Source organism: Burkholderia stagnalis, assembly GCF_902830275.1.
Classification (GTDB): Bacteria; Pseudomonadota; Gammaproteobacteria; order Burkholderiales; family Burkholderiaceae; genus Burkholderia; species Burkholderia stagnalis.
The window spans coordinates 429,930-447,997 of sequence record NZ_CADESW010000002.1 but is presented as its reverse complement, the minus strand read 5'-3'; the positions used below and the strand labels follow the sequence as shown (position 1 = coordinate 447,997).

The window sequence follows — 18,068 nt, the reverse complement described above, 5'->3', positions numbered from 1 at the left end:
CGGGCGAGGCGGATGACGGGCGACAAGGCGATCGGTCTGGAAGTGGGACGCATGGCACGATTTTAGCGGAATCGCGCCGCGCGGACGGAACCGGCGCGGCGCGGGTGGCGGCAGCGGCCGCCGGTTTGTCAGGCGGCCGCTTCGAGCCCCAGCGACAGCGCGCCGATCAGGATCAGGCTCGACGCCCACACCGTATCGAGGTTGAACCAGCTCCGCGACACGAATCGCAGCCCCAGGTAGCGGTACACGAGCCACGCCATCAGGCCGCCGGCCGAGAGCATCGCGGCCGCATGCGTGACGGCCACGGCGAGCGCCATGCCGAGGCTGGCGTTGATCAGCGCCGCCGCGGCCCGGTGCGCGCGATCGAGGCCGATCCCGCACAGCCCGAGATAGATCGGCACGAGCATCAGCCCGGCCCCGTGCGCGATCGCGACCGCGAACGACCACAGGCCGAGCCGCGACGGCGGGATCCGCGCGAGCACGCGCGGGTGGCGCGGCCGGATCAGCAGCACCGCGCCGCAGCCGATCACGAGCACGCTCGCGCCGAGCCGGATCGGCGTCTGCCACGCGACCAGCGCGGCGAGCGCGCCGAACGGCAGCATCATTACCAGCACCGCCAGCGCGTGGCCGAGCGCGAGATAGCCGAGCGCCGCGGCCAGCGCGCGGGTGCGGCGCGCCATCAGCCCGTTCGACACCGCGAGCGGCCAGCCCATCGCGGGATTGAACCCGTGATAGAGGCCGCTCGCGAGCACCGCCGACCAGAGGCCGAGCTGCGACGGCAGCATGCCGCTCACGGCCGGGCCGACGGATAGCAAAACGAATCGGTCGAGCAATCACCGCCTTCGAGCCGGATCTGGTGCGCGCGGTAGCCGTCCGGAAACTCCACCCAGTAGTCGTTCGCAAGCGCGAGGCCGCCGTCGGGCCCCGCATGCGCCATCACTTGCGCGCCCGGCACGCCGTCCGGGTAGAACTGGTCGTCCCACGTCGAGTACAGCGAGTTGGTCCAGTAGACCCGCTTGCCGTCGCGGCTGATCTCGACCATCTGCGGCCCGCCCGCGAAGCGCTTGCCGTTCGCGTGCGGCGTGCGCCGCACGATGCCGCCGATATGGACCGATGCGGCCAGCTTCGGCTTGCGCGGGTCGCTGACGTCGTACTGGCGCATTTCGCCGGTGCCCCAGCAGGACACGTAGAGAAACCGGTCGTCGAGCGACAGGTCGATGTCGGTCACGAGCGGCGGCACCGCGCCGAACGGCTTCAGCAGCGGCGGCAGCTGGTCCGCGGGCGCGGGCTCGGCCGGGATCGTCGCGGTCTTCTCGACGTGGAACCGGCCGCCTTCGCGCCACCAGGTCCAGATCGACCCCTCGAGGTTCGTCGTGTCGATCACGACGCCGAGGAAGCCGTATTCGCGCGCGGGATCGTGCGCGGGCCGCACCTCCAGCGCCATCTGGTGCTGCGCGCCGAGGTCGATGGTCTGCACGTTGCGCCGCGCGCGCAGGTCCCAGAAATGCAGCCGGTGCCCGTACCGGTTTGCGAGCAGTTCCTCGGGGACGATGCCGTTCTCGAACTGCGGCGGCAGCGCCCATTCGCTCGACACCATGTAGTCGCGCGGCAGGTTCCACCAGAAGTCGTAATGCTTGTCCTGCGAACCCCGGTCGATCTCCCAGCGGCCGACGACGTCGAAGGTCTCGCAGTCCATGATGAAGATGCCCGGCTGCCCGTCCGTGCCGTCCTTGCCGGCGCCGCCCAGCGTGCTCACGTAGATCCCTTCGGGGCCGCAATGGACCGTGTGCGGCCGCGAATAGCCGGTCTTGCTGAACACTTCGTCGGGTTCGATGATCTTGTGGATGCGCGCCTGGGTCGGGTGCGGATGCGTGTCGATGACGTAGATGCGCGACGAGCGCAGGCCCGGGATGATCAGGTAGCGGCGCTGCAGGAACGCGTGGCCGGTGAGCGGCGACAGCGCCGACGAGCACGCATTCCAGCCGAAGTGATGGAATTCGTCGCCGGTGGTCGGCATCGTCACCGTATGCACGATCTGGCCGTAGGTCTCCGAGCCGGGCTTCACGTCGATGACGGCGAGCGCGTCGGGGCGGGAGAAGTCGGGGCTGAGCAGCAGGGTGTAGGCGAACGATTCGGCCGGCGCGCGCATCGCGAGTTCGGGCGATGCGTGAAACGTCGGATCAGGCCGCATGGTCATGGTAGAGCCCTCGGTTGGGAGCCGCATCGCGCGGCGCGATCGTGGGCGCCGCGTGCAGCCTTGTTATGTGAGACGACCGGGCGGGTTGGCCGCCGCGGCCGGGCGGAGCTGCCGGCAGCCGCGGTGCCCGAGCGCGAGCGGGCGGCGCCGTCCTTCCATCGAGAAACGAAACAAATGCCGTGCGTCGGGTGAATCATCAACGGTGGGCCGGCGGGCGTGGCTGCCGGCCCTGGCTCGAGCGAGCCGTCGAGGCGAGTGAGGCCGCTGAAGCATCCAGCGCGCTGTCGCAGCGGACGGCGGTGCATCGGGATGAAGCGTGCGTCGAGTGTCCCGCCGGGGAACGCTGCCAGTTCGCGGCGGGTGTCGGCTAGTGTAGTCGAGAATGCACGGCGACGTGATCGCGCGCGAGGCACGCAACCCAAACGCGATTCGAACGCGAATGCGATACTGCTGCACCTGCCGCCCGTCCCGTTTCTATACTGGACGGACCGCGCATGACGAACGCCGGGAGCCGGCGTGCATTTCCCGCCCGCTCCCTTCTCAACGGCTATTTGTATGAACGGATGGTGAACGAGATGCTTGAAACCGCGACTTTGGGAGGCGGGTGCTTCTGGTGTACGGAAGCGGTGTTTCTGGACGTCGACGGCGTGACGGCCGTCGAATCGGGCTACGCGGGCGGCCACACGCGCAGCCCGGGCTACCGCGACGTGTGCGACGGCGACACCGGGCACGCGGAGGTCGTCAACGTGACGTTCGACCCGGCGCGCATCGGCTATCGCGAGATCGTCGAGATCTTCTTCGCGACGCACGACCCGACCCAGCTCAATCGTCAGGGCAACGACGTCGGCACGCAGTACCGGTCGGTGGTGTTCACGCATTCGGACGCGCAGCGCGACACCGCGCTCGACGTGATCCGCGCGCTGGAGCGCGAGCAGGTGTTCGGGCAGCCGATCGTCACGCAGGTCGTGCCGCTCGACGGCAACTACTGGCCGGCCGAGGATTACCACCAGAACTACTACGCGCGCAATCCGGGCCAGGGCTATTGCTCGGTCGTGATCGGGCCGAAGCTCGCGAAATTCCGCAAGAAGTTCGCGCACCGGCTGAAGTCGTCGCGCGGCGCTTGATCGGCCGATACGGCCGATACGACCGACACGACCGACATGGCCGACATGGCCGATACGGCCGACACGCCGACACGCCGACACGCCGACACGCCGACACGGCCGCGGGGCCGGCCGGCGCTCGCCGTCAGGCCGCCTCGCCGCGCCAGTTTGCGCACGCGGCGGCGATCTCGCGCGCCAGCGCGATGCACGACAGCGGTGCGGAGCCTTCCGCCTTGTTGTTGATCGTGATGATCACCGGCTGGCCCGCCATCGCATAGCGCGCGGCCAGCTCGGCGAGCGCCGAGCGCGTGTGCGGATCCTCGTCGACGAGCCGGTCGAACGGCTCGTACTTCGCTTTCGCCTGTTCGTATTTGAAGCCGCCGTGCAGGCTCCAGCGCACGATCAGCGGGCCCGGCGCGTCGCCGTCGAGCAGCGCGAGCGCGGCCGCCTGCCTGAGCGGGTCGGGCATCCGCGCGTGCAGGCCCACGCAATAGCGCACGCCGTGCGCGGCGAGCGCGCGGATGAAGCGTGGCGTGAGCAGGCTCGCATCGCGGATCTCGATCGCATAGCGCGGCGCGTCCGGTTCGGGCGGCAGCGGCGGCAGCGCCGCGAAGAACGCGCCGAGCCGGTCGATCAGCGCGGCCGGGTCGGCGAGCAGCGTGTCCGGCAGCGGCGAGAACTGGAACACCAGCACGCCGGCCTTCGCGCCGAGCCCGTCGAGGCACGGCCGGACGAACTCGTCGGTGGCGAGCTGCGCGTTCAGGAAGGTCGGATTCGGCCCGGACGGCTCGCCGCGCCGGCCGCGCAGGACCGCATCGGTGACCGACGCGGGCGCCTTGACGACGAAGCGGAAATCGTCCGGCACCTGCTGCGCGTAGCGAAGGTAGTCTGCGACGGACAGCGGGCCGTAGAACGACCGGTCGAGGCTCACGCTCTTCAGCAGCGGATGCGCGCCATATGCTTGGAGCCCTTCGCGCGACAGCTTCGTTTGCGCGAAGTCGCCGTCGTAGACGATGCCGTTCCAGCCGGGGAAGTACCACGACGACGTGCCGAGCCGCACGTTCGGCGGCAGCCCGGCCGCGGCGGCCGCGACGTCGGGCGCGATCGGCGCGGGCGGTACGCCGCGCCGGCGCTTGCCTTTGTTCGACGCGGGCGGCGGCGCGGGCTCGTCCCACAGCAGGCCGGTGGAGGGCGGGGAGGTTTCGTCGGCTGGGCGGCGTGGCGCATGCGATCGCGTCGGCGGTGCGCCGCCGTCGTCGTCGTCCGGCGTCGGATCGACGTCACTGCCGGCGTTCGCACGGGTGTCGTCATCTGCGGCGGGAACGGCGCGTGCGTCATCGGGCGCCGCGCCGAACAGGTCGAACTGTCCGTCGGCGGGCGTTCCGTCCGAATCGTCGTGTTGTTTCCGTCCTGGCGGCGCCTTGCGCCGCGTCCTGCCGTCATCCATGCATGCCGTGCGTGAAGCGCCGCCTAGCGCGGCAGCGCGTGTTCGTACATATAGCGCCGCGACCACGGCAGCGTTTTCGCGCTTTGCCCGGCCTTGCGGCACACGATCTGGAAGATCGACACGTCGTCGTGCTCGAACGCATACGCGCAGCCGGCGAGGTACACGCGCCAGATGCGGAATTTTTCGTCGTCGACGAGCTTTCTGGCCTCCTCGGCCTTCGCCTCGAAGTTGTCGGTCCAGATGTCGAGCGTGCGCGCATAGTGCCGCCGCAGGCTCTCGACGTCAATCGCTTCGAGCCCGCCGCGCTGCGCGGCCTCGAGTGCGAGGCTGATGTGCGGCAGCTCGCCGTCCGGGAACACGTAGCGGTCGATGAACTCGCCGCCGCCGAGCGCGGTTTCGCCGCTTTCGGCATCGGTCGACGTGATGCCGTGGTTCATCGCGATGCCGTCGTCGGCGAGCAGCTCGCGCACGCGCGAGAAGTAGAGCGGCAGGTTCTTGCGGCCGACGTGCTCGAACATCCCGACGCTCGTGATGCGATCGAACTGGCCGTCGATCTCGCGGTAGTCCTGCAGGCGGATCTCGATCTGGTCCTGCAGCCCGGCCGCCTTCACGCGCTCGGTCGCGAGGTCGAACTGGTTCTGCGACAGCGTCACGCCGAGGCATTGCGCGCCGAACTTGCTCGCCGCGCGCAGCACCAGCGCGCCCCAGCCACAGCCGATGTCGAGCAGGCGCTGGCCCGGCTGCAGCTGGATCTTCGTGAGGATGTGGTCGATCTTCTTGATCTGCGCGGTCGCGAGATCCTCGTCGCCGTTCTCGAAGTACGCGCACGAGTAGACCATGTTCTCGTCGAGCCACAGCCTGTAGAACTCGTTCGACACGTCGTAGTGATACTGGATTGCCTTCTTGTCGGTGTTCTTCGTGTGGCTGAAGTAGCGCCTCACGCGCGCGAGCTTGCTCGCGCTCGTCACCGTGCTGCGCGCGAGCGAGTAGCCGATGTTGATGATGTCGGACAGCTTGCCGTCGATGTCGATCTTGCCCTTCACGTACGCCTCGCCGAGGTTGTCGAGGCTCGGTTCGAGCAGCAGCGGCAGCGCCGACGCGCTGTTGACCTTCAGCGTGACCTGCGGCGCGGCGAACGTGCCGAAATCGAGCTGATCGCCGTTCCACAACACGAGGCGCGCCGGAATGTTCGCCTTCGCCCGTACTTCGTCCGCCCACTGTGCCAGCTTCTTTTCCCAGAACATTTGGAATCTCCGTTGTCCGTTGAATCGAATACAGCCAAGCTTCTTGACCGGCGCCCGCCCGTTCGGCGGGCGCCCGGTTGCAATACGAAATACGTGTCGGCAGCGCGCGTGGCGGCGTTTACGGCGACAGGCGCGAAATCGTCCAGCCGTGCGGTGCTGCGGTGTCGCGCGTATACAGCAGCCGGTCGTGCAGCCGCGACGGGCGGCCCTGCCAGAATTCGAGCGACTCGGGCACGAGGCGGTAGCCGCCCCAGTGCGGCGGCCGCGGCGGGTCGTCGCCGTAGCGCGTACTGATTTCCTTTTCGCGCGCTTCGAGCGTCGCGCGGCTGTCGATCACCGCGCTCTGCTCCGACGCCCACGCGCCGATGCGCGAGCCGAGCGGCCGCGACGCGAAATAGCGGTCGCTTTCCTCGTCGGTCGTCTTCTCGATGCGGCCTTCGATGCGCACCTGCCGTTCGAGCTCGATCCAGTAGAACAGCAGCGCGGCATACGGATGCGCGGCGAGGTCGTGGCCCTTGCGGCTTTCGTAATTGGTGAAGAACACGAACCCGCGTTCGTCGACGGCCTTGATGAGCACGATCCGTGCCGATGGCCGGCCGGTCTCGCCGACGGTGGCGAGCGTCATCGTGTTCGGCTCGGGAAGCTTGGCGGCGAGCGCCTCCTTGAACCAGCGGTCGAACTGGGCGAAGGGGTTCGGGGCGGCGTCGGCTTCGTCGAGCGAAGCACGCGAATAATTGATGCGGAGATCAGCGAGTGTCGTCATGTTATGCAAACGCTTCAATCTGGGGCCAGTATAGCGAAGGCGCAAGAAACGTGCGTGCACAGTGGCGCGTGGTGGCGGGGAGATCAGGCAAAATACGGGGCTGCACGACTTACGCTTTCCTTGCTGCCATGTCCTCCACACACGCCGCCCCGATAACTTCTGATCTTACCCCGAGCCCGACGAATCAGCTTGACGTGGATCGCGCGCGGCGCTTCGGCGGCATCGCGCGGCTGTACGGCGCGCCGGCGCTCACCGCGTTCGAGCGCGCGCACGTCGCGGTGATCGGCATCGGCGGGGTCGGCTCGTGGACGGCCGAGGCGCTCGCACGCAGCGCGATCGGCACGCTGACGCTCGTCGATCTCGACAACGTTGCCGAAAGCAACACGAACCGGCAGATCCACGCGCTCGACGGCAACTACGGCAAGCCGAAGGTCGACGCGATGGCCGAGCGGATCGCGCTGATCGATCCCGCCTGCCGCGTGAACCGGATCGAGGATTTCGCGGAGCCGGACAATTTCGACGCGCTGCTCGGCGGCGGCTTCGACTATGTGATCGACGCGATCGACAGCGTGCGCACGAAGGTCGCGCTGATCGCGTGGTGCGTCGCGAAAGGGCAGCCGCTCGTCACGGTCGGCGGCGCGGGCGGCCAGCTCGACCCGACCCGGATCCGCATCGACGATCTCGCGCTGACGATCCAGGATCCGCTGCTGTCGAAGGTGCGCGCGCAGCTGCGCAAGCAGCACGGCTTTCCGCGCGGGCCGAAGGCGCGCTTCAAGGTCAGCGCCGTGTATTCGGACGAGCCGCTGATCTATCCGGAAGCGGCCGCCTGCGACCTCGAGGACGGCGCGGAGCCGTCCGCGGCCGCGCATGTCGCGGGGCTGAACTGCGCGGGATTCGGCTCGAGCGTGTGCGTGACCGCGAGCTTCGGCTTCGCGGCCGCCGCGCATGCGCTGCGGGCGATCGCGGCGCGGGCCGTCGCATGACGGCGGGGCTGGCGCGCGGCCGCGCGCCGGCCCCGGTTCCGGTCAGTTGAGCGCCATGCTCAGCTTGCGCCGCCACGCGGCGACGATATCGGGGCGGTCGCCCGCCAGCTCGAACACCGAAATCATCGTCTTGCGGCCGACGTCGTCGCCGTAGGCGCGGTCGCGCAGCACGATTTCCAGCAACTGCTCGAGCGCGCCTTCATAGGCGCGCCGCGCGATCAGGCTCTGCGCGAGATCGAAGCGCGCGTCGAGATCGGCCGGATTCGCCGCGATGCGGGCTTCGAGCGCGTCGGTCGGCGGCAGGTCGGCGGTCGCGTCGAGCGCGTCGAAACGGGTCATGATCGCCTGGTAGCGCGCATCGCCGCCCTGCGTCACCTGCGGCGACAGCCGTTCGGTCTCGGCGCGCGCCGCGTCCACCTGGTTGTGCGCGAGCAGGAGCTCGATCAGGTCGAGCCGCGCGTCGTCGAAGCCGGGGTTCAGCGCGAGCGCGGCCTCGAGGTGGCCGAGCGCGTCGTCGAAGCGCGATTCCGCCATCGCGACCTGCGCGGCGCGATGTTCGGCTTCTTCCGGCGCCGGCAGCAGCCGGTCGAGGAACGCGCGCAGCTGCCCCTCGGGCAGCACGCCGACGAACTGATCGACCGGGCGCCCGTCGGCGAACGCGATCACGTGCGGAATGCTGCGCGTCTGGAAGTGCGCGGCCAGTTCCTGGTTTTCGTCGACGTTGACCTTCACGAGCTTCCAGCGGCCCGCGTAGTCGCTTTCGAGCTTTTCCAGCAGCGGGCCGAGCGTCTTGCACGGGCCGCACCACGGCGCCCAGAAGTCGACCAGCACGGGCGTGTCCAGCGACGCCTCGATGACGTCTTTCTCGAAAGTGGCAAGCGTGGTGTCCATGGCGTTCGTTCTCTTGAGTTCGAATGAGGGCAGGATGGGGGCGGCGGCCGGTTTTTTCAACGCGGCTTGCGCTCGGGCAGCGGAATCCATTCGGTTTCGCCGGGCACCTTGCCCATTTCCTGTCGCGTCCACGCGCCCTTCGCGCGCTCGATCGCGTCGCGGCTGCTCGCGACGAAATTCCAGTCGATGAAGCGCTCGCCCTCGAGGCGGTCGCCGCCGAGCACCATCACGCGCGCGCCGGCGCCGCTCGTCAGCGCGACGGTCGCGCCCGGCACGAGCACGGCCATCTGCGCGGTTTCGAGCGGCGTGCCGTCGATCGCCAGGTCGCCTTCGACCAGATAGACCGCGCGCTCCTGATGGGACGCATCGAGCACGAGGCTGCCGCCGGGCGCGAACTCGGCGGCGACGTACAGCGTGCGCGAAAAGGTCGTGACGGGCGAGCGCAGGCCGAACGCGTCGCCGGCGATCACCGTCAGCGACACGCCGTCCGCAGCCCGTTTCGGCAGCGTTGCGGCTTCATGGTGCTCGAACGACGGCTCGTCGGTCTCGTGCTCGAGCGGCAGCGCGACCCAGGTCTGGATCCCGTGCACGGTGTGGCCGCGCTCGCGCAGCGCGTCGGGCGTGCGTTCCGAATGGACGATGCCGCGCCCGGCCGTCATCCAGTTGACGTCGCCGGGCACGATTTCCTGCAGCGAGCCGAGGCTGTCGCGGTGCAGGATCGCGCCGTCGAACAGGTAGGTGACGGTCGCGAGCCCGATGTGCGGATGCGGGCGCACGTCGAGGCCCGTGCCGGCCGGCAGCGTCGCGGGCCCCATGTGATCGAAGAAGATGAACGGGCCGACGAGGCGCGCGGCGAGCGCCGGCAGCGTGCGGCGCACCTGCAGGTTGCCGATGTCGCGCACGTGCGGCTTCAGCAGGGCTTGGATGGAGTCGGTCATGGCGGATTCTGTCGACGCGGCGGGGATGCGGGTCATTGTACTTGGCGCCCGGCCGGCTGCGCGCGGTGCATCGCGCGGTACGATTCTTGCGGCCGCGCCGAATCCCTGCCGCGTGCGCGGGATTCCGGCAGGCGCGCCAAAGGCCGGTAAACTGGCCACCTTCATACGCTGCGACACGACAAGACAAGGAGACGGAGATGATGGCCCCGAAGGATCTGCTGCTGGCACTGGTCGTGATCCTCGCGTGGGGCGTGAACTTCGTCGTGATCAAGGTCGGCCTGCACGGCATGCCGCCGATGCTGCTCGGCGCGCTGCGCTTCACGCTCGCGGCGGTGCCGGCGGTGTTCTTCGTGCGCCGGCCGCAGATTTCGTGGCGGCTGCTCGTGCTGTACGGCGCGACGATCCAGCTCGGCCAGTTCGTGCTCCTGTTCACCGCGATGTATGTCGGGATGCCGGCCGGGCTCGCCTCGCTCGTGCTGCAGTCGCAGGCGTTCTTCACGCTCGTGTTCGCGATGGTGTTCCTCGGCGAGCGGCTGCGCGTGCAGAACCTGCTCGGCCTGGCGATCGCCGCCGGCGGCCTCGTCGTGATCGCGTCGCAGGGCGGCCGCGCGATGACGCTGGCCGGCTTCCTGCTGACGATCTGCGCGGCCGCGATGTGGGCGCTCGGCAATATCGTGACGAAGAAGGTCGGGCAGGCCGACCTCGTGTCGCTGGTCGTGTGGGCGAGCCTCGTGCCGCCGGTGCCGTTCTTCCTGCTGTCGCTCGGCTTCGAGGGGCCGCAGCGCATCGCGGCCGCGCTCGCCGGGCTGACCGGCGCGTCGATCTTCGCGGTCGTCTATCTCGCGTTCGTCGCGACGCTGCTCGGCTACGGGCTGTGGAGCCGCCTGCTGTCGCGCTATCCGGCCGCGCAGGTCGCGCAGTTCTCGCTGCTGGTGCCGATCATCGGCCTCGCGTCGTCGGCGCTGCTGCTCGACGAGCACCTCACGCGCGCGCAGCTGATCGGCGCGGCGCTCGTGATGGGCGGGCTCGCGGTGAACGTGTTCGGCGGGAAGCTGATGCGCCGCGTCGCGGCGCAGTGATGCGCGCCGGCCGTGCGGTGCCCGGCCGGCGGCGCGATGCGAATGCCGGTCAGGCCATCCGGTTCTTCGCGAGCGGCGGGTTCGCCGCGAAATAGCGCTTGATGCCGCGGAAGATCGCGTCGGCCATCTCGTCGCGGTAGCTGTCGTCGTTCAGGCGGCGCTCTTCGTCCGGGTTGCTGATGAATGCGGTCTCGACGAGGATCGACGGAATGTCGGGCGCCTTCAGCACCGCGAACCCGGCTTGCTCGACCGAGCCCTTGTGCAGCTTGTTGATGCCGCCGACTTCCTTCAGCACGTAGTTGCCGTAGCGCAGCGAGTCGCGGATCTGCGCGGTGGTCGACATGTCGAACAGCGCGCGGCTCACGGCCGCGTCCTGGGTCTTGATGTTGATCCCGCCGATCAGGTCCGACGCGTTTTCCTTGTTCGCGAGCCAGCGGGCCGCCGCGCTCGACGCGCCGTGGTCCGACAGCGCGAACACCGACGAGCCGCGCGCCGACGGCGTTGTGAACGCGTCCGCGTGGATCGACACGAAGAGATCCGCGCCGACGCGGCGCGCCTTCTGCACGCGCACGTTGAGCGGCACGAAGAAGTCGGCGTCGCGCGTCATCATCGCGCGCATGTTCGGCGCGGCGTCGATCTTCGCGCGCAGCTTCTTCGCGATGTCGAGCGCGACGTGCTTCTCGTACGTGCCGTTTCCGCCGATCGCGCCCGGATCCTCGCCGCCGTGGCCCGGGTCGATCGCGACCGTCAGCAGGCGCACCGTGCCGCCCTTGCCGGATTTCGGCGCGGTGAACTTGTAGGTGTCGTCGTCGGCGTCGTCGTCATCCTTGCGCGCGATGACGGGCGGCGGCTTGACCGCGGGCTTCGCCGGCGCGGCGGGCGTGCCGCCCGTCGCGGCCGGCGGCGTGCGCGGCGTCGGCGTCGCGCCCGGGGAGTTCTGCGCGAAGCGCTGGAAGAACGCGTCGCTGTTGTCGTTGCCCGCCGGCGGCTGCGTCGGGCCGCTCAGCGCGGTCGGCGGCTGCACCTGCTGCGCGCGCGCGGCTTCGTTGAGCTGCTGTTCCTTGCGTTCGGTCTGCGCGATCAGGTCGGTCAGCGGATCGGGCGCGACGGCCGGATACAGGTCGAACACGAGACGGTACTTGTAGGTGCCGACAGGCGGCAGCGTGAACACCTGCGGCTTCACCGAGCCCTTCAGGTCGAACACCATCCGCACGACGTGCGGCTGGTACTGGCCGACGCGCACCGAGTGGATCTGCGGATCGTTCGGCGCGATCTTCGACACGAGGTCGCGCAGCGCCTGGTCGAGATCGAGCCCGTTCAGGTCGACGACGAGGCGGTCGGGCCCCTGCAGCAGCTGCTGGGTATTCTGCAGCGGCTGGTCGGATTCGATCGTCACGCGCGTGTAATCGCGCGCGGGCCACACCCGCACGCCGAGCACCGACGTCGCGTGCGCGAGCCGCGGCACCGCGAGGCCGAGCACCAGCGTCGACGCGCCCGCGCACAGGATCTGCCGGCGCCGCCAGTTGTGCGTCGCGGTGGCCGCCGATTCGATCGAGCGGAACGGTTTGATCAACATCTTTCGAGACATGCGATTCCTGAAGCGCTGTACGCCCGGACGGTGAGGGCGCGGCCGTCGCCGTCCACGTCGAGCGAGAAGACCAGATCGGGCACGCCGAGCAGCGTGCCCGCCTGTTGCGGCCATTCGACGAGGCAGATCGCGCTGGAATTGAAATACTCGCGAAAGCCCGCGTCGGACCATTCGGCCGGATCGTTGAAACGGTACAGATCGAAGTGATAGACCTCGAGTTCCCCATCTTCGCGTTCGAGCGCGTACGGCTCGACGAGCGTGTAGGTCGGGCTGCGCACGCGGCCGCGATGGCCGAGGCCGCGCAGGATCGCGCGCACGAGGGACGTCTTGCCTGCGCCGAGATCGCCGACCAGCTGGATCTGCAGGCCGTCGAACGCGTGCGCGCGGGCCAGTTCGGCGCGCGCCGCGTCGAGCGCCTGCGCGAAGCGTGCGCCGAAGGCCTCGGTCGCCGCTTCGTCGGCGAGCGCGATCACGCGCTCCGCGAGCGGGGCGGGCAGCATGGCGGCAGGTGGCGTATGGCTGTGCGGAGCTGGCATTCTCGTAAAATAGTGCGATGAACCGATTACCGGAACTCGCCGCATCCGATACGCATTCGACCGAGGTCGAAGGCGCGGCGCCGTGCGTCCTCGACGATGCGGCGTTGACTGCGCTCGCCGCGCGCATCAGGGCGTGGGGGCGCGAATTGGGTTTCGGGGCGATCGGCATCAGCGATACCGATCTCTCGGATGCCGAAGCGGGCCTCGCCGCCTGGCTGGAAGCCGGATGCCACGGCGAAATGGATTATATGGCGAAACATGGGATGAAACGCGCGCGGCCGGCCGAACTTGTGGCCGGTACGCGACGCGTGATCTCGGCCCGGCTCGCCTATCTGCCGGCCGACACGCTCGCGGGCGACACGCATGACGACACGTCCGGCGCGCTTGCGCCGCGCGACTGGCGCGCTCGCGAACTGGCGCGGCTCGACGATCCGCAGGCCGCCGTCGTGTCGATCTATGCGCGCGGCCGCGACTATCACAAGGTGCTGCGCAACCGCCTGCAGACGCTCGCCGAGCGCATCGAGGGCGAGATCGGCGCGTTCGGTCACCGCGTGTTCACCGATTCCGCGCCGGTGCTCGAGGTCGAGCTCGCGCAGAAGGCGGGCATCGGCTGGCGCGGCAAGCACACGCTATTGCTGCAGCGTGACGCGGGCTCGCTGTTCTTCCTCGGCGAGATCTACGTCGACATCCCGCTGCCGACCGATGCGCAGACCGCTCCCGACGCGGCGCCCGAAACCCCGGGCGCGCATTGCGGCAGCTGCACGCGCTGCATCGGCGCGTGCCCGACCGGCGCGATCGTCGCGCCGTACCACGTCGATGCGCGGCGCTGCATTTCGTATCTGACGATCGAACTGAAAGGCAGCATCCCCGAGCCGCTGCGGCCGCTGATCGGCAATCGCGTGTACGGGTGCGACGACTGCCAACTGGTGTGCCCGTGGAACAAGTTCGCGCAGGCGGCGCCGGTCGCCGATTTCGACGTGCGGCACGGGCTCGATCGCGCGACGCTCGTCGAGCTGTTCGGCTGGAGCGCGGACGAGTTCGATACGCGGATGCAGGGCAGCGCGATCCGGCGCATCGGCCACGAATGCTGGCTGCGCAACCTCGCGGTCGGGCTCGGCAACGCGCTGCGCGCGCCGGCCGGGCGGCTCGCGCCGGGCGCGCGGGACGCGATCGTCGCCGCGCTGCGCGCGCGCGCGGACGATCCGTCGCCGCTCGTGCGCGAGCACGTCGAGTGGGCGCTGCGTGCGGCATGAAGGCGGCGTACAGTGTCGGTTCGATGCGACAGCGGCCGTCAGGGCCGACGCAACCCCGCGCGGGTGCACTCGCCCGGGTCGACAGGAGATAACGATGTTCAATGCAGTGATCGATGCGCCATTCGGCAAGATCGGCGTCCGAACGGATGCGTCGGTGGTGCGCGAGATCGTCTACTTGCCCGTATCGGTGAAGAACGTCGATGCGGATACGCCGCTCGCGAAGCGCGCGGTCGAGCAGATCGAACGCTATTTCGAACGCGCGTCGGCGAGTTTCGACCTGCCGCTCGCCGAGGTCGGCACCGCGTTCCAGCACCGCGTGTGGGACGCGATTTGCGCCATCCCGCCGGGCGTCGTGCTGACTTACGGACAGGTCGCGAAGCAGGTCGGCAGCGCGCCGCGCGCGGTCGGCCAGGCGTGCGGCGCGAACTATTTCCCGCTGGTGATCCCGTGCCATCGCGTCGTCGCGTCCGGCGGCCTCGGCGGCTTCGCGAACCACGACGACGACGGCTACTACCTGCGGGTGAAGCGCTGGCTGCTCGCGCACGAGGGCGTGCCGTACCGATGAGCGAACCGCTGCTTTCCCCGGACGCCGAGGACGAATCGGCCGCGCCGTCGCCCGTGCTGCTCGCGAGCCGGGCGTCGATCGACGTGTTCTGCGACGCGCTGTGGCTCGAGCACGGCCTCGCGCGCAATACGCTCGATGCGTACCGTCGCGATCTGGCGCTGTTTGCGCAGTGGCTCGCGGCGACGCACGACGCGCCGCTCGACCGCGCCGACGAGATGATGGTGACCGGCTACATCGCGTCGCGCAGCGACGGCAAGGCGACGTCGTCGAACCGGCGGCTGTCGGTGTTCCGCCGCTATTACGGCTGGGCCGTGCGCGAGCATCGCGCGAGCGCGGACCCGACGCTGCGCATCACGTCCGCGAAGCAGGCGGCGCGGTTCCCGTCGACGCTGTCGGAGGCGCAGGTCGAGGCGCTGCTCGGCGCGCCCGACGTCGACACGCCGCTCGGCCTGCGCGACCGCACGATGCTCGAGCTGATGTACGCGAGCGGGCTGCGCGTGAGCGAGCTCGTGACGCTGAAGACAGTCGAGGTCGGGCTCAACGAAGGCGTCGTGCGCGTGATGGGCAAGGGCTCGAAGGAGCGGCTCGTGCCGTTCGGCGAAGTTGCGCACGGCTGGATCGAGCGCTACCTGCGCGACGCGCGGCCGGCACTGCTCGGCGCGCGCGCGGCCGACGCGCTGTTCGTCACCGCGCGCGGCGACGGCATGACGCGCCAGCAGTTCTGGAACATCATCAAGCGCCATGCGCGGCAGGCCGACGTGCGCGCGCACCTGTCGCCGCACACGCTGCGGCATGCGTTCGCGACCCATCTGCTGAACCACGGCGCGGACCTGCGCGTCGTGCAGATGCTGCTCGGTCACAGCGACATCTCGACGACGCAGATCTATACGCACGTCGCGCGCGAGCGCCTGCGCACGCTGCACGCGCAGCACCATCCGCGCGGCTAGCCGACGCCGACGCCGACGCCGACGCCGACGCCGACGCCCACGCCCACGCCCACGCCCACGCCCACGCCCACGCAGGCGCAGGCGCAGGCGCAGGCGCAGGCGCAGGCGCAGGCGGCGGCTCGGCCGGCCCGGCGGCCGGCGCGCGTCAGACCATGTCGCGCAGCTTGTGCTTGAGCACCTTGCCAGTCGACGCGGCCGGCAGCGCGTCGAGCACGCGAATGTGCGCGGGGCGCTTGTACGGCGCGAGCCGCGTCGCGCACCAGTCGTGCAGCGCGGCTTCGGTGGCCGTCGCACCCGGCACGAGCTCGACGAACGCGAGCACTTCCTCGTTGCCTTCGACCGGGCGGCCGACGACGGCCGCCTGCACGACATCCGGGTGCGCGTTCAGCACCTGTTCGACCTCGACCGGATACACGTTGAAGCCCGAGCGGATGATCAGCTCCTTGCTGCGTCCGGCGATCGTCACCGCGCCGTCGGCGGCCTGCCGCGCGAGATCGCCGGTCTTCAGCCAGCCGTCCGGCGTGACCGCCGCGCGCGTCGCGTCCGGATTGCGGTAGTAGCCGAGCATCACGTTCGGGCCGCGCACCCAGATCTCGCCGATCTCGCCCTGCGGCAGGTCGCGTCCGTCCGGCCCGACGATCCGCATCTCGACGCCCGGGATCGGCACGCCGACCGAGGAATCGGTGCGCGGCGCGTCGAGCGGCGTCTGCGCGATCGTCGGGCTGCTTTCGGTCATCCCGTAGCCGTTGTGCAGCGGCACGCCGTAGAGCCGCTCGACGCGCGCCTTCAGGTCGGCATCGAGCGGCGAGCCGCCCGAATACGCGAAGCGCAGGCGCGGCGCGCGCCATGCGTGGCCGTGCGTGTGCAGATGCTCGAGCAGCTTCGCGTGCATCGCGGGCACGCCCTGGAAGATCGTCACGCCTTCGTCGGCCAGCGCGACGCGCACGGCCTCCGGCGAGAAGCGCGGCGCGAGCCGCAGCGTCGCGCCCGCATACAGGCTGCCGAGGCACACCGACGCGAGGCCGTACACGTGCGACACCGGCAGCACCGTATAGACGACATCGTCGGGCGACACGCGCCGCAGCGCGCTCGACGTCGCCGCGACGTACAGCAGGTTGCGATGCGACAGCATCACGCCCTTCGGCGTGCCGGTCGTGCCGGTCGTGTAGATCAGCGCCGCGCATTGCGCCGCGCCGTCCGCGGCCACCGGCTCGCCGGGCGCGCCCGCATCGACGCGATACGACCACGCGCCGACGTCGATCGCCGGCGCGGCGGCGGGCGTCGCGCCGTGGCGCGCCGCATGCGCGCGCGCGTCGGGCGACGCTTCGTCGCCGAACGCGATCAGCTTCGGGCGCGCATGCGCGGCGATCGCGTCGAGCTCGGCGGCCGACAGCCGCGCGTTCGACATCAGCGCCCACGCGTCGAGGCGGCCCGTCGCGAACAGCAGCACGACCTGCGCGACGCAGTTTTCCGCGACGATCATCACACGGTCGCCGCCGCGCACGCCGTACGCGGCAAGCTGCGCGGCGGCGGCGTCGACCGCCGCCGACAGATCGCGATACGACAGGCGGCGCGCGTCCTCGATCAGCGCCGCGCGTTCGGGCGTCCGGGCGGCCCAGTGCGCGGGAACGTCGGCGATGCGGCCGGGCAGCGCGGCCAGCAGGGCGTCGATGTCGAGCGGTGCGCCAGGGCGGGGGGACGAGGTCATGGTGTTTCCAGAAGATGAGCCGGGCGGCCGGCGCGCGGCGGGACAAAGCGTGCGAGCGATCGTGCCACGCCGGCGCGCGCGCCACAATCGGCCATTCGGTCAATAGCGCGTCGCGCCGCGCGCAATGATGATGGCGGGGTGCCGGCGCTGCCGCCCGGGTGACGGGCCGGCGGGGCCGCGAGTATACCGCCGGCGGTGCCGGTGGCCGTTCCCCATTAGAATGCCGCCATGAGCAAATCCAGACATGTGTCCGAAACGCCCGCAACCCAGCTGCTGCGCCGCCACGGCGTCGCGTTCGGCGAGCATCCGTACGATTATGTCGAGCACGGCGGCACCGGCGAGTCCGCGCGCCAGCTCGGCGTCGACGAGCACGTCGTCGTGAAGACGCTCGTGATGGAGGACGAGCAGGCGAAGCCGCTGATCGTCCTGATGCACGGCGACCGCACGGTGTCGACCAAGAACCTGGCGCGGCAGATCGGCGCGAAGCGCGTCGAGCCGTGCAAGCCCGAGGTCGCGAACCGCCATTCGGGCTATCTCGTCGGCGGCACGTCGCCGTTCGGCACCCGCAAGGCGATGCCGGTGTACGTCGAGGCGACGATCCTCGAGTTGCCGACGATCTACCTGAACGGCGGCCGCCGCGGCTATCTCGTCAGTCTCGCGCCCGCCGTGCTGACGGCGCTGCTCGGCGCGAAGCCGGTGCAGTGCGCGAGCGTCGACTGAGGGTTTCACCTTCGTGGCAGCCCCCGCCGCTTCGGTAGAATGAGCGCCGCTTCGGCTTGCCGCCGCGCAGCCGTCCGTCCATCGATACGTTGAAAGAAGAGTCCTC

The 18,068-nt window shown here is 69.9% G+C and carries 17 protein-coding genes; 7 read left to right on the top strand and 10 right to left on the bottom strand.

Annotated features, from left to right (window positions below):
* Positions 1–128: 128 nt before the first annotated feature.
* On the bottom strand, positions 129–785 hold the full coding sequence (locus HWY45_RS06035; RefSeq protein WP_124480864.1) for a hypothetical protein: 657 nt from the start codon (positions 783–785) through the stop codon (positions 129–131).
* 5 nt (positions 786–790) lie between these two features.
* The gene (locus HWY45_RS06030) at positions 791–2,197 is read right to left on the bottom strand and encodes a selenium-binding protein SBP56-related protein (RefSeq protein ID WP_059879702.1); all 1,407 of its coding nucleotides are present in this window, start codon (positions 2,195–2,197) and stop codon (positions 791–793) included.
* Between the two features lie 563 nt (positions 2,198–2,760).
* Here HWY45_RS06030 and msrA point away from each other — a divergent pair.
* Positions 2,761–3,321, top strand: coding sequence for a peptide-methionine (S)-S-oxide reductase MsrA (gene msrA, locus HWY45_RS06025; RefSeq protein WP_059879699.1), 561 nt, complete (start codon positions 2,761–2,763; stop codon positions 3,319–3,321).
* A 124-nt stretch (positions 3,322–3,445) separates the two neighbouring features.
* On the opposite strand, the gene HWY45_RS06020 is transcribed toward msrA, so the two are convergent.
* The 3 genes from HWY45_RS06020 to pdxH form a co-directional block, all read right to left on the bottom strand.
* The gene (locus HWY45_RS06020; protein ID WP_059879696.1) at positions 3,446–4,747 is read right to left on the bottom strand and encodes a DUF72 domain-containing protein; all 1,302 of its coding nucleotides are present in this window, start codon (positions 4,745–4,747) and stop codon (positions 3,446–3,448) included.
* Positions 4,748–4,770: 23 nt separating this feature from the next.
* Positions 4,771–5,991, bottom strand: coding sequence for an SAM-dependent methyltransferase (locus HWY45_RS06015; protein ID WP_059802059.1), 1,221 nt, complete (start codon positions 5,989–5,991; stop codon positions 4,771–4,773).
* 118 nt (positions 5,992–6,109) lie between these two features.
* A complete protein-coding gene (gene pdxH, locus HWY45_RS06010; RefSeq protein ID WP_059879691.1) occupies positions 6,110–6,754 on the bottom strand; it encodes a pyridoxamine 5'-phosphate oxidase in 645 nt (214 codons plus the stop codon).
* A gap of 128 nt (positions 6,755–6,882) precedes the next feature.
* On the opposite strand from pdxH, the gene tcdA reads away from it, so the two are divergent.
* On the top strand, positions 6,883–7,737 hold the full coding sequence (gene tcdA / locus HWY45_RS06005) for a tRNA cyclic N6-threonylcarbamoyladenosine(37) synthase TcdA (protein ID WP_059879689.1): 855 nt from the start codon (positions 6,883–6,885) through the stop codon (positions 7,735–7,737).
* Between the two features lie 42 nt (positions 7,738–7,779).
* Here the strand turns inward: tcdA and trxA are convergent, their stop codons facing one another.
* Positions 7,780–8,628, bottom strand: coding sequence for a thioredoxin (trxA, locus tag HWY45_RS06000; protein ID WP_059879686.1), 849 nt, complete (start codon positions 8,626–8,628; stop codon positions 7,780–7,782).
* A gap of 56 nt (positions 8,629–8,684) precedes the next feature.
* Complete coding sequence (locus HWY45_RS05995) at positions 8,685–9,566, bottom strand: pirin family protein (protein WP_059879683.1); 882 nt, start codon at positions 9,564–9,566, stop codon at positions 8,685–8,687.
* Between the two features lie 200 nt (positions 9,567–9,766).
* Between HWY45_RS05995 and HWY45_RS05990 the strand changes: the two genes are divergently transcribed.
* Positions 9,767–10,645: an EamA family transporter gene (locus HWY45_RS05990; RefSeq protein ID WP_124490286.1), complete on the top strand. Its 879-nt coding sequence runs from the start codon at positions 9,767–9,769 to the stop codon at positions 10,643–10,645.
* Positions 10,646–10,694: 49 nt separating this feature from the next.
* Here HWY45_RS05990 and HWY45_RS05985 read toward each other — a convergent pair whose 3' ends face one another.
* Together HWY45_RS05985 and tsaE are read right to left on the bottom strand one after the other, a co-directional pair.
* Positions 10,695–12,233: an N-acetylmuramoyl-L-alanine amidase gene (locus HWY45_RS05985; protein ID WP_059879677.1), complete on the bottom strand. Its 1,539-nt coding sequence runs from the start codon at positions 12,231–12,233 to the stop codon at positions 10,695–10,697.
* Positions 12,215–12,769 carry a tRNA (adenosine(37)-N6)-threonylcarbamoyltransferase complex ATPase subunit type 1 TsaE gene (gene tsaE / locus HWY45_RS05980; protein WP_059879674.1) on the bottom strand — a complete coding sequence of 185 codons (555 nt, stop codon included), beginning with the start codon at positions 12,767–12,769 and terminating at the stop codon, positions 12,215–12,217. Before tsaE ends, HWY45_RS05985 begins: the two co-directional genes overlap by 19 nt.
* Before the next feature lie 17 nt (positions 12,770–12,786).
* Here tsaE and queG point away from each other — a divergent pair, with 17 nt between their 5' ends.
* The 3 genes from queG (at position 12,787) to xerD (ending at position 15,534) form a co-directional block, all read left to right on the top strand.
* Positions 12,787–14,022: a tRNA epoxyqueuosine(34) reductase QueG gene (queG, locus tag HWY45_RS05975; protein ID WP_059879671.1), complete on the top strand. Its 1,236-nt coding sequence runs from the start codon at positions 12,787–12,789 to the stop codon at positions 14,020–14,022.
* A 94-nt stretch (positions 14,023–14,116) separates the two neighbouring features.
* Positions 14,117–14,587, top strand: a complete 471-nt coding sequence (locus HWY45_RS05970) for a methylated-DNA--[protein]-cysteine S-methyltransferase (RefSeq protein ID WP_059557281.1) — start codon at positions 14,117–14,119, stop codon at positions 14,585–14,587.
* Positions 14,584–15,534 carry a site-specific tyrosine recombinase XerD gene (xerD, locus tag HWY45_RS05965; RefSeq protein ID WP_059879668.1) on the top strand — a complete coding sequence of 317 codons (951 nt, stop codon included), beginning with the start codon at positions 14,584–14,586 and terminating at the stop codon, positions 15,532–15,534. Before HWY45_RS05970 ends, xerD begins: the two co-directional genes overlap by 4 nt.
* A gap of 145 nt (positions 15,535–15,679) precedes the next feature.
* On the opposite strand, the gene HWY45_RS05960 is transcribed toward xerD, so the two are convergent.
* On the bottom strand, positions 15,680–17,242 hold the full coding sequence (locus HWY45_RS05960) for a class I adenylate-forming enzyme family protein (protein WP_059879665.1): 1,563 nt from the start codon (positions 17,240–17,242) through the stop codon (positions 15,680–15,682).
* Between the two features lie 228 nt (positions 17,243–17,470).
* Between HWY45_RS05960 and ybaK the strand changes: the two genes are divergently transcribed.
* Positions 17,471–17,962 carry a Cys-tRNA(Pro) deacylase gene (ybaK, locus tag HWY45_RS05955; RefSeq protein ID WP_059802047.1) on the top strand — a complete coding sequence of 164 codons (492 nt, stop codon included), beginning with the start codon at positions 17,471–17,473 and terminating at the stop codon, positions 17,960–17,962.
* Positions 17,963–18,068: the final 106 nt, after the last annotated feature.

Bases quoted from the DNA above. Each gene is read 5' to 3' on its own strand.
- HWY45_RS06035 (WP_124480864.1), bottom strand. From the start codon at position 785: ATGCTGCCGTCGCAGCTCGGCCTCTGGTCGGCGGTGCTCGCGAGCGGC.
- HWY45_RS06030 (WP_059879702.1), bottom strand. From the start codon at position 2,197: ATGACCATGCGGCCTGATCCGACGTTTCACGCATCGCCCGAACTCGCG.
- msrA (WP_059879699.1), top strand. From the start codon at position 2,761: ATGGTGAACGAGATGCTTGAAACCGCGACTTTGGGAGGCGGGTGCTTC.
- HWY45_RS06020 (WP_059879696.1), bottom strand. From the start codon at position 4,747: ATGGATGACGGCAGGACGCGGCGCAAGGCGCCGCCAGGACGGAAACAA.
- HWY45_RS06015 (WP_059802059.1), bottom strand. From the start codon at position 5,991: ATGTTCTGGGAAAAGAAGCTGGCACAGTGGGCGGACGAAGTACGGGCG.
- pdxH (WP_059879691.1), bottom strand. From the start codon at position 6,754: ATGACGACACTCGCTGATCTCCGCATCAATTATTCGCGTGCTTCGCTC.
- tcdA (WP_059879689.1), top strand. From the start codon at position 6,883: ATGTCCTCCACACACGCCGCCCCGATAACTTCTGATCTTACCCCGAGC.
- trxA (WP_059879686.1), bottom strand. From the start codon at position 8,628: ATGGACACCACGCTTGCCACTTTCGAGAAAGACGTCATCGAGGCGTCG.
- HWY45_RS05995 (WP_059879683.1), bottom strand. From the start codon at position 9,566: ATGACCGACTCCATCCAAGCCCTGCTGAAGCCGCACGTGCGCGACATC.
- HWY45_RS05990 (WP_124490286.1), top strand. From the start codon at position 9,767: ATGGCCCCGAAGGATCTGCTGCTGGCACTGGTCGTGATCCTCGCGTGG.
- HWY45_RS05985 (WP_059879677.1), bottom strand. From the start codon at position 12,233: ATGTCTCGAAAGATGTTGATCAAACCGTTCCGCTCGATCGAATCGGCG.
- tsaE (WP_059879674.1), bottom strand. From the start codon at position 12,769: ATGCCAGCTCCGCACAGCCATACGCCACCTGCCGCCATGCTGCCCGCC.
- queG (WP_059879671.1), top strand. From the start codon at position 12,787: ATGAACCGATTACCGGAACTCGCCGCATCCGATACGCATTCGACCGAG.
- HWY45_RS05970 (WP_059557281.1), top strand. From the start codon at position 14,117: ATGTTCAATGCAGTGATCGATGCGCCATTCGGCAAGATCGGCGTCCGA.
- xerD (WP_059879668.1), top strand. From the start codon at position 14,584: ATGAGCGAACCGCTGCTTTCCCCGGACGCCGAGGACGAATCGGCCGCG.
- HWY45_RS05960 (WP_059879665.1), bottom strand. From the start codon at position 17,242: ATGACCTCGTCCCCCCGCCCTGGCGCACCGCTCGACATCGACGCCCTG.
- ybaK (WP_059802047.1), top strand. From the start codon at position 17,471: ATGAGCAAATCCAGACATGTGTCCGAAACGCCCGCAACCCAGCTGCTG.